Origin of the sequence: Micrococcus sp. EYE_212 (assembly GCF_023147585.1) — a bacterium.
Taxonomy (GTDB): Bacteria; Actinomycetota; Actinomycetes; order Actinomycetales; family Micrococcaceae; genus Micrococcus.
In genome coordinates this window covers 116,283-129,126 of sequence record NZ_JAHXOZ010000003.1, presented here as the reverse complement: position 1 = coordinate 129,126, position 12,844 = coordinate 116,283, and the positions used below count along the sequence as shown (strand labels likewise).

At 74.5% G+C, this 12,844-nt stretch carries 11 protein-coding genes; 9 read left to right on the top strand and 2 right to left on the bottom strand.

Going from position 1 to position 12,844, the window contains the following annotated elements; translation table 11 throughout:
- Positions 1-12 precede the first annotated feature (12 nt).
- A complete protein-coding gene (gene dtd, locus KZX60_RS03355) occupies positions 13-483 on the bottom strand; it encodes a D-aminoacyl-tRNA deacylase (RefSeq protein WP_248115616.1) in 471 nt (156 codons plus the stop codon).
- A gap of 73 nt (positions 484-556) precedes the next feature.
- Positions 557-2,302: a choice-of-anchor I family protein gene (locus KZX60_RS03350; RefSeq protein WP_248115615.1), complete on the bottom strand. Its 1,746-nt coding sequence runs from the start codon at positions 2,300-2,302 to the stop codon at positions 557-559.
- 129 nt (positions 2,303-2,431) lie between these two features.
- Here KZX60_RS03350 and KZX60_RS03345 point away from each other — a divergent pair, with 129 nt between their 5' ends.
- From KZX60_RS03345 to KZX60_RS03305, 9 genes are all read left to right on the top strand, one after another.
- Positions 2,432-3,898 (top strand): replication-associated recombination protein A, encoded by a 1,467-nt coding sequence (locus tag KZX60_RS03345; protein WP_248115614.1) that lies wholly within the window; start codon positions 2,432-2,434, stop codon positions 3,896-3,898.
- A gap of 252 nt (positions 3,899-4,150) precedes the next feature.
- Positions 4,151-4,801 carry a 30S ribosomal protein S4 gene (gene rpsD / locus KZX60_RS03340; protein ID WP_319074221.1) on the top strand — a complete coding sequence of 217 codons (651 nt, stop codon included), beginning with the start codon at positions 4,151-4,153 and terminating at the stop codon, positions 4,799-4,801.
- Between the two features lie 158 nt (positions 4,802-4,959).
- The gene (locus tag KZX60_RS03335) at positions 4,960-5,370 is read left to right on the top strand and encodes a hypothetical protein (protein WP_248115612.1); all 411 of its coding nucleotides are present in this window, start codon (positions 4,960-4,962) and stop codon (positions 5,368-5,370) included.
- The gene (gene alaS, locus KZX60_RS03330; protein WP_248115611.1) at positions 5,367-8,078 is read left to right on the top strand and encodes an alanine--tRNA ligase; all 2,712 of its coding nucleotides are present in this window, start codon (positions 5,367-5,369) and stop codon (positions 8,076-8,078) included. Before KZX60_RS03335 ends, alaS begins: the two co-directional genes overlap by 4 nt.
- Positions 8,075-8,575 (top strand): Holliday junction resolvase RuvX, encoded by a 501-nt coding sequence (gene ruvX, locus KZX60_RS03325; protein ID WP_248115610.1) that lies wholly within the window; start codon positions 8,075-8,077, stop codon positions 8,573-8,575. The genes alaS and ruvX overlap by 4 nt, the downstream gene beginning before the upstream one ends.
- Entirely contained in the window at positions 8,572-9,930 is a 1,359-nt protein-coding gene (locus KZX60_RS03320) for an endolytic transglycosylase MltG (protein ID WP_248115609.1), read from the top strand. Before ruvX ends, KZX60_RS03320 begins: the two co-directional genes overlap by 4 nt.
- Positions 9,927-10,871, top strand: coding sequence for a shikimate dehydrogenase (locus KZX60_RS03315; RefSeq protein ID WP_248115608.1), 945 nt, complete (start codon positions 9,927-9,929; stop codon positions 10,869-10,871). The genes KZX60_RS03320 and KZX60_RS03315 overlap by 4 nt, the downstream gene beginning before the upstream one ends.
- A gap of 81 nt (positions 10,872-10,952) precedes the next feature.
- On the top strand, positions 10,953-12,188 hold the full coding sequence (aroC, locus tag KZX60_RS03310) for a chorismate synthase (RefSeq protein WP_248115607.1): 1,236 nt from the start codon (positions 10,953-10,955) through the stop codon (positions 12,186-12,188).
- Between the two features lie 76 nt (positions 12,189-12,264).
- On the top strand, positions 12,265-12,837 hold the full coding sequence (locus tag KZX60_RS03305) for a shikimate kinase (protein WP_248115606.1): 573 nt from the start codon (positions 12,265-12,267) through the stop codon (positions 12,835-12,837).
- Positions 12,838-12,844 lie beyond the last annotated feature (7 nt).

Genomic DNA, 12,844 nt, shown 5'->3' with positions numbered 1-12,844 from the left:
GCAGGGGCGTCGTCAGCCTCGCCGCGGCCCCGCCAGGTCGTCGGTGTCCACGATCAGCGTGAAGGGCCCGTCGTTCACGAGGGCCACGTCCATCTGCGCGCCGAACACACCGCGCTCCACGTGCACGCCCTCCGCCTCCAGCCCGGCCAGGAAGCGCTCGTACAGCGGTTCCGCCTGATCGCCGCGCGCCGCCCTCGTCCAGGACGGGCGGCGGCCCTTGCGGACGTCCCCGTGGAGGGTGAACTGGCTGACCACGAGGGCCGGCGCGGCGGCGGACACCAGGGACTCCTCGCCGTCGAGCATGCGCAGGTGCGCCACCTTCGCGGCGAGGGCGTCCGCCTCGGCGGGTCCGTCCTCGGTGCTCACTCCCAGCAGGACCATGAGCCCGGGCGCCGCGAGCCCGCCGACCACCTCGCGGGTGCCGGCCTCGGCGTCGACCACGGTCACGGACGCGGAACGGGCGCGCTGCAGGACGGCTCTCATGGGGCCATTGTGCCCCGTGCCGTTCCGCGGCGCGCCCGTCCGGGTCGCGTCGGGGCCATGCCCCGTCAGCGCATCACTTCACGCGGGTGGGGTTCACCTCGTACACGGTGGTGGAGCCGGAGACCTCGTTGGCCACGATCAGCAGCGCCACGCCCGAGGGGGACTCGTGCGCGGGCACGAAGGTCAGGCCCTCAGCACCCATGTCGCCCAGGCCGGCCCCGGCGTCGTCGCCCTCGGCGTCCCAGTTGCGCTCGTTGACGTAGTCCACGTAGGTGGCCTGCGTCGGGTCCGTGATGTCGAAGACCATCACGCCGCCGATGCGCTCCAGGCCCACGAACGCGTAGGTGCGGCCCTGGATCCGGCCCACGACGACGGACTCGGGCTCGACGCCCTTGTCGTCGGAGCGGGAGTCGAACGAGGGGGTCTCGTCGTTGTTCGCGTTGAACGCCCACTCGGGCAGCTCGCCGGCCTCGATGAGCGCCGCGATCTGCTCCTCGATCATGCCGGCGGAGTCGAAGAGCCGCTCGCCGTCCGCGGTGTAGATGGAGAAGGAGCGGCCGCCGTAGGCGTGCAGCTGGGAGTAGCACTCGCGCTCGGCGTCGTAGCCGAGGTCCGTGATGACGTTGAGGCGGCCCAGGGCGCCCTTCTTCTGCAGGGCCTTCGCGTCCGGGTACTCGGCCTTGCACAGCTCGAGGTCCTTCACCCGCTCGGCGTCCACGAAGTCGCCCCACTCGCGGGAGTCGCCCTCGTTGGCGGAGACCACGAGGTCCTGGCCGCGCCAGCGGTAGGAGCCGATGCCGTCGGGCATCGGCACGCCCATCACGGGCCAGTTCTGCAGGGTGATCGCGTCGTCCTCGTTGGAGACGTCGAGGACGCCGTCCTGGGACCAGTCGGTGAGCTGGAGGGCCCAGAAGTCCTCGATGGACGCGGACTTCAGGTCGATCGCGACGATCGCATTGGCCTCCTGGATCGAGACGTAGGCGGTGCGTCCGGTGTCGCCGATGGTGACGTACTCGGGCTCGAGGTTGCGGGCCACGTAGCCGGCCTCCTCCTGGCCCTCCGGAACCTGCACGTCCGGGCCGAACACGCGGACGCCCTCGGGCAGCGCGGTGCCCTCGTCGTAGGCGCGGAAGTCCACGGTGCGCACGTCGTCCTGGGACAGGCGGGAGAACTGCTGGACGTTCTTCGGCACGGAGATCACGGAGATCGTGCCCTCCGGGTCCACGGAGAAGTCGTCGGCGGGCTCGCCCTCGTTGGCGACCACGGCGTACTCGCCGTTCGGGGAGAAGGCGATGGAGTCCGGCAGGGCGCCCGCGCGGACGCCGCCGAGGTACTCCAGGGTCTCGGTGTCGAAGAACACGACCCAGCCGAGGCCGGTCTTGTCCGCGGCCTCCACGGCCATGGCCATCACGCCGCCGGACACGGCCACGGAGTTCACCGTGGCACCCTCGTCCGTGATGGAGCCGTCGGCGGTGGCCAGGCCCTCGGCGGAGAGGACGGTCTCCGCGGTCGGGGCGCCGTCGGCGCCGACGCGCAGCACGTCGATCGCGCCCTTCTCCGCGTTGACCACGAACAGGCGGCCGGTGGTGGGGTCGAAGGCCGGGATCTCGGCGGCGGACTCGCCGAACACACCGGTCTCGTGCGTGCCGGCGGGGGTCAGCTCGACGGACCTGCCGGCCGCGTCGCCGGACGCGACGGCCGCGGAGCGCCCGTGGGCCTTCGCGTGGGCGGGCGGGGCGGCGGCGGTCATCGGGGCGACGACGGCGGCGGACAGGGCGACGACGGAGGTCGCCGCGGCGAGGCGGTGCAGGGTGCGCATGGGGATCCTGTGCTGGGGTGCGGGGGTACCCCTGAGATCTATGCCATGCGGGTGAACCGCGGGTGACCCCGCGCTGACGCCCACCTCTCCACGGGGTGACCGGCACGGGGGAGGCCTACGCTGGAGGGGATGGACGACCTCTTCTCCGCCGCGCTCACCCCCGACGACGACCCCGGCCCCGCCGGGACGGTCGCCGGGACGCACCCGTCCGCGCCGCTGGCGGTGCGCATGCGGCCGCGCTCCCTCGACGAGGTCCTGGGCCAGCGTCACCTGCTCCACGCCGGCTCGCCGCTGCGCAAGCTCGCCCAGCCGGACCCCGCCTCGCAGGCCGCGGGCCCGAGCTCGGTGATCCTGTACGGGCCGCCCGGGATCGGGAAGACGACGCTCGCGCACGTGATCGCGCGCGGCGAGGGGCGCACCTTCACGGAGCTCTCCGCCATCACCGCGGGCGTGAAGGACGTGCGCCAGGTGATGGAGCAGGCCCTGCGCGAGCGCGACCTCTACGGCCGCACCACCGTCCTGTTCCTGGACGAGATCCACCGGTTCACGAAGGCGCAGCAGGACGCGCTGCTGCCCGGTGTGGAGAACCGCTGGGTCGTGCTCGTGGCCGCCACCACGGAGAACCCGAGCTTCTCGGTGATCGCGCCGCTGCTCTCGCGGTCGCTCCTGCTGACGCTGCGGCCGCTCACCGCGGAGGACATCGTGGGGCTCGTGGACCGGGCGGTGGCGGACGAGCGCGGGCTCAACGGCGCGGTCGCCCTCACGGACGAGGCCCGGGAGTACATCGTGCGCATGGCCGCCGGCGACGCCCGACGGGCCCTCACGGTGCTGGAGGCGGCCGCCGGCGTCGGACTGGACCGGGCGCGCGACGACCGCCCTGCGGCCGAGGGGGCGGATCCCGCGGAGGCGGACGGCGACCCGTCCACCGGGGGAGAGGGCGCCGAGGCCGGGACGCCCGTGACCGTGACCGCGGAGGACGCCGCGCAGGCGATGGACCACGCGGTCCAGCGCTATGACAAGGACGGCGACCAGCACTACGACGTGATCTCCGCGTTCATCAAGTCGATCCGCGGCTCGGACGTGGACGCGGCGCTGCACTACCTCGCGCGGATGCTCGAGGCGGGGGAGGACCCGCGGTTCATCGCCCGGCGGCTCGTGATCTCCGCCTCCGAGGACGTCGGGATGGCCGACCCCACCGCGCTGCAGACCGCCGTGGCCGCCGCCCAGGCGGTGCAGCTGATCGGCATGCCGGAGGGGCGGATCATCCTCGCGCAGGCCGTGACGCACCTGGCCACGGCGCCGAAGTCGAACGCCTCCTACACGGCGATCAACGAGGCGATCGCGGACGTGCGCGCGGGCCACGGCGGGCTCGTTCCGCCGCCGCTGCGGGACGCCCACTACGCCGGCGCGGCGGACCTCGGCCACGGGAAGGGGTACGTGTACAGCCACGATGAGCCGCACGCCGTCGCCCGCCAGCAGTACCCGCCGGACCCGCTCGTGGGCAAGGACTACTACCGGCCCAAGCCCATCGGCCATGAGAAGCGGCTCGTGGACCAGGTGGCGGCCCTGCGGCGCATCGTCCGCGGGCAGGACTGAGCCCGCGGCTCTGGTAGGGTTGATCGGTCTGGCAGGCGCTGCGCCGCAGACTGATCCCCCCGCGCCGATCGGCGGGCACCCCGTGTGCCTGCGCTCCGGCGCGGACCGCGCAGCGCATCAGTGGATGACGGGCGGCGGCACGCCCCTCAGCTCTCCGGAGGATCACGCGGAGGCCAGGTTCCACGCCCTCACCGTCGCCCGCCCCCGCGCGGGTGCTTGACGGGGCGCGGAGACAAACCCGAACCGTGTCGCATGTCAAGGAAAGAAGGAACCACCATGAGTGGCAACCTGCGCACCCGCCGCACCGTGCGGCACTCCCGCGCTCTGGGCATCGCCCTGACCCCCAAGGCCGAGAAGTACATGGAGCGCCGTCCGTACGGCCCCGGTCAGCACGGCCGCGCCCGCAAGAAGCAGGACTCCGACTACGCGGTGCGCCTGAAGGAGAAGCAGCGTCTGCGCGCGCAGTACAACATCCGCGAGGCCCAGATGCGCCGCTACTTCGAGGAGGCCAAGCGCACCGCCGGCCTGACCGGTGAGAACCTGGTCGAGCTCCTCGAGATGCGCCTCGACGCCCTCGTGCTGCGCTCCGGCTTCGCCCGCACCATCCAGGCCGCCCGCCAGCTCGTCGTGCACCGCCACATCATGGTGGACGGCAAGCGCGTCGACATCCCCTCCTTCCGCGTGAAGCCGGGCCAGATGATCCACGTGCACGAGCGCTCCGAGAAGATGGTCCCCTTCCAGCTGGCCGCCGCCGGCGCCCACCAGCAGGTCCTGCCCACCACCCCGGGCTACCTGACCGTTGAGATCGAGAAGCTCCAGGCCACCCTCTCCCGTCGCCCCAAGCGCTCCGAGGTCCCCGTGACCTGCGAGGAGCAGCTCGTGGTCGAGTACTACGCGCGCTGATCCCTCTCCTCCGGGACCCGTCCCGGACGACGACGCCACGCGCGTCCCGCAGGCCCGGTCACCTCGTCGAGGTGCCGGGCCTGCGGCGTCCCCGGCTCCGTCCGCGCGTCCCGGTAGGGTGAACCCGGTATCCGCACGCTCCCGAAGGAGGGCCAGCCATGCTCCGCTCGCTGCTGCTGTTGACCGCCGGCTCCGCCGCGGGGTGGTACGCCCACCGCGCGTTCGGCCCGCTCGTCGAGCCCGACGCCGCCCGCCCCTCCGCCGCGCACGGCGCCCCCGACCTGGGGCGCCGCTTCGCCCAGCGCGCCGGGATCGACCCGGACACGATCGCCCAGGACCTCGGCCAGGCGGCCGGCGACGCCGCGGCCACGGCCCTCGCCGAGGGCATGAACCGCTTCACCGAGCGCCTCAAGACGGACGCCCCGCCGTGGGTCTCCGCCCTCGCCACGCGCGCCACCGTCATCGCGGGGGAGACGCTGGACACGCCGTCGTCGTCCGCACCGCCCGCACGTGCGCCCCGCACCACCCCCTCCCCGTCCACCACCATCCCGAAGGACCCCACCGCATGAAGTCGCAGGAGATCGCACGCCGCTGGACGGCCTACTTCGAGCAGCAGGGCCACCGCCCGGTGCCCTCGGCCTCGCTGGTGTCCCCGGACCCGTCGCTGCTCTTCACCGTGGCCGGCATGGTGCCCTTCATCCCCTACTTCCTGGGCGAGCAGACCCCGCCGGCGCCGCGCGCCGTGTCCGTGCAGAAGTGCATCCGCACCGCGGACATCGAGGAGGTCGGCAAGACCGTCCGCCACGGCACGTTCTTCCAGATGTGCGGCAACTTCTCCTTCGGCGACTACTTCAAGGAGAAGGCCATCCCCCTGGCCTGGGAGCTCCTGACCTCCTCCGTGGACGAGGGCGGCTTCGGCCTGGACCCGGACCGGCTGTGGGTCACGGTGTACGAGGAGGACGACGAGGCCGCCCGCATCTGGCGCGAGGAGGTCGGTGTCCCCGCCGAGCGCATCCAGCGCATGGGCAAGGACGACAACTACTGGAACACGGGCCAGCCCGGCCCCGGCGGCCCGTGCTCCGAGATCTTCTACGACCGCGGCCCCGCGTACGGCGCCGAGGGCGGCCCGGCGGCGGACGACACCCGCTACATCGAGATCTGGAACCTCGTGTTCATGCAGTACCGGCTCTCCGCGGTGCGCTCGAAGGACGACTTCGACGTGGCCGGCGAGCTGCAGAACAAGAACATCGACACCGGCCTCGGCCTCGAGCGCCTCGCGATGATCCTCCAGGGCGTGGAGAACATGTACGAGACGGACCAGGTCCGCCCCGTGCTGGACCGCGCCGCGCAGCTGGCCGGCCGGGACTACACCTCCACCGAGGATCCCGCGGACCCGCACTACGAGGACGACGTGCGCCTGCGCATGGTGGCCGACCACGTGCGCTCCTCCCTCATGCTGATCGGCGACGGCGTTCGCCCGGGCAATGAGGGCCGCGGCTACGTGCTGCGCCGCCTCATCCGCCGCGTGGTCCGCGCCCTGCGCCTGATGGGCGTCACCGAGCCCGTGTTCCCCGAGCTGCTGCCCGTCTCCCGCGATGCCATGAAGGGCGTCTACCCGGTGGTGGCGGACGAGTTCGACCGCATCTCGCGCATCGCCTACGCCGAGGAGAAGGCGTTCCTGCGCACCATCGCCGCGGGCACCGCGCGCCTGGACGCCGCCGTCGGCGCCGCGAAGACGGGCGGGACGGGCATCGGGGGCGCGGACGCCTTCGAGCTGCACGACACCTACGGCTTCCCGATCGAGCTGACCCTCGAGATCGCCGAGGAGGCCGGCGTCGCCGTCGACGAGGCGGGCTTCCGCACCCTGATGACCGAGCAGCGCGACCGCGCCCGCGCGGACGCCAAGGCCAAGAAGTCCGGCCACACGGACACCGCCGTGTACCAGCGCCTGCGCTCCGAGGGCCAGACCCACTTCACGGGCTACACCGAGCACACCACCGAGTCCGTGATCCGCGGGCTGCTCTCCGACGGGGCCGAGGTCCCCTCGGCGGCAGCGGGCACCGAGCTCGAGCTGGTCCTGGACGCCACCCCGTTCTACGCCGAGTCCGGCGGCCAGGCGGCCGACACCGGCCTCATCACCGGCGACGGCTTCCGCCTCGAGGTCCTCGACGTCCAGGCGCCCGTCAAGGGCCTCTCGGTGCACAGGGTCAGGGTGCTCGAGGGCGAGGTGCCCGTGGGCGCCGAGGCGCTCGGCCAGATCGACCTGCAGCGCCGCCTCGACGGCGAGAAGGCGCACTCGGGCACGCACCTCGTGCACGCCGCCCTGCACCAGGTCCTGGGCCCCGACGCCACGCAGTCCGGCTCCTTCAACAAGGAGGGCTACCTGCGCTTCGACTTCCGCTGGGCGGAGTCCGTCTCGGCGGGCGCACGCTCGGAGATCGAGGACGTCGTCAACATCGCCATCCGGGACGACCACCAGGTCCTCACCCAGGAGATGGGCATCGAGGAGGCCCGCGCGCTCGGCGCCATGAGCCTCTTCGGCGAGAAGTACGGGGACCGCGTGCGCGTCGTCGAGATCGACGGCGCCTGGTCCCGCGAGCTGTGCGGCGGCACCCACGTGGGCCGCACCGCGCAGATCGGCTCCCTGACCCTGCTCGGCGAGCAGTCGGTCGGCTCGGGCAACCGCCGCGTCGAGGCGCTCGTGGGCCTGGACTCCTTCCGCCACCTGGCCACCGAGCGCACCCTCGTCTCGGACCTCTCGGAGATGTTCAAGGCCCCGGCCGACCAGCTCAAGGACCGCATCTCCGCCACGATGGACCGCCTCAAGGCGGCCGAGAAGCAGATCGCCGACCTCCAGGCGAAGCAGCTGCAGGCGCAGGCGGGCCAGCTCGCCGCGGGCGCGCAGGACGTCACGACGACGGCCGGCACGGCGGTGCGGGTCCTCACCCACCACGCCGGCGAGGTGGCGGGCGACCAGCTGCGCACCCTCGTGCTCGACCTGCGCTCGCGCATCGAGTCCGCCGGCGGCAACGCGGCCGGCACCCCCGTGCTCGTGGCGCTCACCGGTGAGGCGAAGGGACGCCCGCTCGTCGTCGTCGCCACCAACGAGGCCGCCCGCGCAGCGGGCCTCAAGGCCGGCGCCATGGTCAAGACCGCCACGCGCGTGCTCGGCGGCGGGGGCGGCGGCAAGGACGACGTGGCCCAGGGCGGCGGTCAGGACGCCTCCGCCGTGGCCGCGGCCCTCGACGCCGTGCGGGCGGCGGTGGCCGCGGCGTGAGCTCGTGGGAGGTGCGCCGCGGGCGCGCGATCGGGGTGGACGTCGGCCGCGCGCGCGTCGGCGTCGCCTCGTCCGACCCGGACGGCCTCCTCGCCACCCCCGTGGCCACGCTGCGGCGAGACGCGAGGCACGGCCGTGACCTCGGCGAGCTCGTGCGCCACGTGGACGAGCACGAGGCCGTGGTGGTGTACGTGGGGCTGCCGGTCAACCTGCGCGGGGAGCACACGCCGTCCACGCAGGACGCCCTCGACTACGCGGCGCGCCTCGAGCGCGCCCTCGGCGCCGCGGGCCGTCCGGTCCCCGTCCACCTCGTGGACGAGCGCCTCTCCACGGTCACGGCCCAGGCGGGCCTGCGCAGCGCCGGCCGCACCGTGAAGGACAGCCGGTCGGTGATCGACCAGGCGGCGGCCGTCGCCATCCTGCAGGCGGCCATCGACGAGCAGCGCCGCACGGGCGCCTGGGCCGGGCAGCCGGCCACGACGGAGGAGACGCCGTGAACGAGACACGCCGGGGCTACGACCACGACCCCGAGGACGACGACCTCGACGTGTTCGGCTTCGTGGAGCACGAGGACCTCACCGCGGACCTCTCGGACGCCGAGGAGCCCGGCGAGCCGGAGCCCGCCCCGCCGCCGGTCCGCGTCGGCGCCCTCGCGGGCACGCTGGGACGGTTGCGCGCCGGACGCTCCCCGCGCCGGGCTGGAGCCGTGGATCGCGGGCGGGGGTCGCGCGCCGCGGGCCCGTCCGTCGTCGGCGGCACCGCACGGCGCCCCGTCATGACCGGCTCGGCCCGCGCGGCCGGCACGGGACGGGGGGACCGGCGGCGCCGCGGTCGGGTGGTCCTACTCGCCGTGGCGGCGGCCCTCGTGGTCGTGGCCGCACTGGCGCTGCGCTCCATGCTCGCCGGGGCGGACCACGCCGAGGCCTCGGGCGAGGAGGTCACGTTCACCGTCCGCCCGGGGGAGTCCCTGCAGTCCGTGGCCGAGCGCCTGGACGAGAAGGGCATCGTCGGCTCGGCCTCGGCGCTGCGGCGCGAGGCCGAGGAGTCGGGCGAACGGCCCATCGGTGCCGGCGACTTCGTGCTGCGCGAGCGCATGCCCGCCGCCGACGCCCTCGCCGTGCTGCAGGGCCGGGACCAGGGCGCCGTGCACTACGTGCTCGTCAACCGCGGCCAGTGGCTCACGGAGACGCTGGACGCCCTCGTGGAGTCCACGGGCCACTCCCGCGAGGAGTTCGACGCCGCGGCCAGCGATCCGCAGCGGTACGGCGTCCCCGAGGGGGCCGACTCGCTCGAGGGGTGGCTCGACCCGGGGGAGTACCGGATCTCCGTGGACTCGACCCCGGAGCAGATCCTGGACAGGCTCGTGCGCCCGCGCCTCGAGTTCCTCGACGAGCAGGGGGTGAGCGACCCCGACGAGCGGATGCGCGTGGTCACCCTGGCCTCCCTCCTCGAGGCCGAGGCCCTGCCACGGGACTACGCGCGGGTCGCGGGCATCATCGAGAACCGGCTCGCGCCGGACAACACGGAGACCCACGGCCTGCTGCAGATCGACTCGGCCGTCAACTACGGGCTTGAGGCGCGCAGCCTCCAGTTCACCAAGGCCCAGCGCGCCGACGAGTCCAACCCCTACAACACCTACCAGCACCGGGGCCTGCCGCCGGGGCCGATCGGCATGCCCTCCGACGCCGCGGTGGAGGCCGCCGTGCACCCCGAGCCGTCCGAGGACTACTACTGGGTGACCACCGACATCGCCACGGGGCACACCGAGTTCTCGAAGACGTACGAGGAGCACCGCGCCCACCAGCGCGAGTTCCAGAAGTACTGCGCCTCCAACCCGGACGTGTGCGGGTGAGCGCCGCCCCGGCGCCCCCGGGGGTCCGCCTGCGCGCCGGCGTGCTCGGCCGCCCGATCGCGCACTCGCTCTCCCCGACGCTGCACGGGGCCGCCTACGCGGCCCTCGGCCTGCCCGTGGTCTACGACCGCCACGACCTCGGCCCGGACGAGCTGCCCGCCTTCGTGCGGGACCGCCTCGGGAGGGCCTCCGGGGCGACGGGATCCGGCGCCGCCGACCCCGGGGAGGACTGGCTGGGCGTCTCCGTCACCATGCCGCTCAAGGCGGCGGTGGTCTCCGAGGCCGACGTCCTGACGGACCGGGTGCGCCTGCTGGGCGTGGCGAACACGCTCGTGCGCGACCACCCGGACCATCCGGGCGCCCTGCTGGCCCACAACACGGACGTCGACGGCGTGGTCGGTGCCCTGCGCACCGCAGGGCTGGACCCCGCCGCCCGCGGCGGTGCCATGGGTGTGCTCGGCAACGGCGGCACCGCGGCCGCCGCGGTGCTGGCCGCGTGGCAGCTCGGCGCCGACGCCGTCGCGTTCGGCGTGCGGGAGCCGTCCCGCGCCGCGGACGTCGCAGACCTCGCGGCCGGGCTCGGGCTCCGGGTGGAGGTCATGGCACAGGCCGAGCTCCTGGCCCTGGCCCCGGACCTGCGCGCGCTCGTCGCCACCCTGCCGCCCCGCGCCGCCGACCCCCTCGCCCCGTGCCTCCCCGAGGGCGGGGCGCTGCCGCCCCTGCTGGACGCCGCGTACGACCCGTGGCCCTCCGCCCTCGCCCACGCGTGGTCCGGCCACGGAGGGGCGGTCGTGTCCGGCGTCGCGATGCTGCTGCACCAGGGCGTGGAGCAGGTGCGCCTCTTCACCGCTCGGCCCCGCCGGGAGGCCGGTGCGCCGGAGCCGGACTGGGCCGCGGTGACGGCCGCGGCCGCCCGGGCACTCGGCGTGGCCGGGGCCTGACCCGCCGCCGGCACGGCCCGCGGGCGACGCCGCCGGTCACATCCGGCGGCGGCGCCCCGCCTGCGTGAGAGGATCGTCGGCATGGTGCGCTGGTTGACAGCGGGAGAGTCTCACGGCCCCGCCCTGACAGGAATCCTCGAAGGTCTCCCCGCCGGGATCCCGGTGACGACGGAGGCGATCGCGGACGCGCTCGCGCGCCGTCGCCTCGGCTACGGCCGCGGCGCGCGGATGTCGTTCGAGCAGGACGCCGTCACCGTGCTCGGCGGCGTGCGGCACGGCCTGACGCTGGGCTCGCCCGTGGCGATCCAGGTGGCCAACACCGAGTGGCCCAAGTGGGAGAAGGTGATGGCGGCCGATCCCGTGCCGGCCGAGGAGCTCGCGGGGCTCGCGCGCAACGCGAAGCTGACCCGCCCGCGTCCCGGCCACGCCGACCTCACCGGCATGCAGAAGTACGGCTTCGACGACGCCCGCCCCCTGCTGGAGCGCGCCTCGGCCCGCGAGACCGCCGCGCGCGTGGCCCTCGGCACCGTGGCCCGCTCGTTCCTCGCCGAGCTCGGCGTGCGGATCGTCTCGCACACCGTCGCGTTCGGAGCGGCCACCCTGCCCGCGGACCACGCCTTCCCCGTGCCCGAGGACGTGGCCCGGCTCGACGCCGACCCCGTCCGCTGCCTCGACCCGGAGACCTCGGCCGCGATGGTGGCCGAGGTGGACGCGGCGCACAAGGAGGGGGAGACCCTCGGCGGCGTCGTGGAGGTCCTCGCCTACGGCGTGCCGATCGGCCTCGGCTCGCACGTGCACGGGGACCGCCGGCTCGACGCGCGTCTGGCCGGCGCCCTCATGGGCATCCAGGCCATCAAGGGCGTCCAGGTGGGCGACGGCTTCGCCACCGCCTCCCGCCGCGGCTCGGCGGCCCATGACGGGATCGCCCGCGGCGACGGCGGCCGACCGCGTCGCACGAGCGACCGCGCCGGCGGCATCGAGGCCGGCATGTCCACGGGCGAGGTGCTGCGCGTGAGCGCGGCGATGAAGCCCATCGCCACCGTCCCGCGCGCGCTGCCGACCGTGGACGTGGCCACCGGCGCCGAGACCACGGCGCACCACCAGCGCTCGGACGTCGCGGCGGTGCCCGCCGCGGGCATCGTCGCCGAGGCCATGGTCGCGCTCGTGCTGGCCGATGCCGTGATGGAGAAGTTCGGCGGCGACTCGCTCGGGGAGACCCGGCGCAACCTGGAGGCCTTCACGGCCGCGATCCCCGCGCTGCCCGAGCCTGCGGGGGACGCCCCCGCCGACGGCCCCATGGGCGACCCCCTGCCGTGAGGCCCGCGCCGTGACGGCCGCCTGCCCGGCGACCCACCCCGTCCCGGGGCCCTGCACGGCTCGGCCGTGGGACGCGATGGCCGGCGCCCTCGAGGCGCGGCTCGCCGCGTCGGCCAGGGCGGGGGAGGACGCCGGCACGCGGCGCGGCCTCGTGCTCGTGGGGCCCATGGGCGCGGGGAAGACCACCGTCGGGCGCGCCCTGGCCGAGGCCACGGGGCTGGCGTTCGTGGACTCCGACGACCTCCTCGTGCAGGTCCACGGACCCATCCCCGCCTTCTTCGCCGAGCACGGCGAGCGGGCGTTCCGGGCCGAGGAGGCACGGGTGATCGAGCACGTCCTGAGCCGCGCCGTGCCGTGCGTCCTGGCCAGCGGCGGCGGCGCCGTGCTCTCGCCCGGGACGCGGTCTCTGCTCTCCCGCCCCGAGGTCGCGGTCGTGTACCTGCGCGTGACGGAGGCCGAGGCGCTGCGCCGGCTCGACAGCGGTGCCGGGCGCCCCGTGCTCGCGGGGGACCCGGCCGGCACGTGGAGCCGGATCCTCGCGGAGCGCGATCCCCTCTACCACGAGGTCGCCGACCTCGTGGTGGACACCACGTCAGATCCGGCCCGCGAGCTCGCCTGGCGTATCGTAGAGGGGATCTGCCCCCGCTGAAGGAATG

Excerpts from the sequence above, each read along its gene's own strand:
- alaS (WP_248115611.1), top strand. The coding sequence starts at position 5,367 with ATGAAGTCGCAGGAGATCGCACGCCGCTGGACGGCCTACTTCGAGCAG.
- rpsD (WP_319074221.1), top strand. The coding sequence starts at position 4,151 with ATGTCAAGGAAAGAAGGAACCACCATGAGTGGCAACCTGCGCACCCGC.
- dtd (WP_248115616.1), bottom strand. The coding sequence starts at position 483 with ATGAGAGCCGTCCTGCAGCGCGCCCGTTCCGCGTCCGTGACCGTGGTC.
- KZX60_RS03335 (WP_248115612.1), top strand. The coding sequence starts at position 4,960 with ATGCTCCGCTCGCTGCTGCTGTTGACCGCCGGCTCCGCCGCGGGGTGG.
- KZX60_RS03305 (WP_248115606.1), top strand. The coding sequence starts at position 12,265 with ATGGCCGGCGCCCTCGAGGCGCGGCTCGCCGCGTCGGCCAGGGCGGGG.
- KZX60_RS03350 (WP_248115615.1), bottom strand. The coding sequence starts at position 2,302 with ATGCGCACCCTGCACCGCCTCGCCGCGGCGACCTCCGTCGTCGCCCTG.
- aroC (WP_248115607.1), top strand. The coding sequence starts at position 10,953 with ATGGTGCGCTGGTTGACAGCGGGAGAGTCTCACGGCCCCGCCCTGACA.
- KZX60_RS03345 (WP_248115614.1), top strand. The coding sequence starts at position 2,432 with ATGGACGACCTCTTCTCCGCCGCGCTCACCCCCGACGACGACCCCGGC.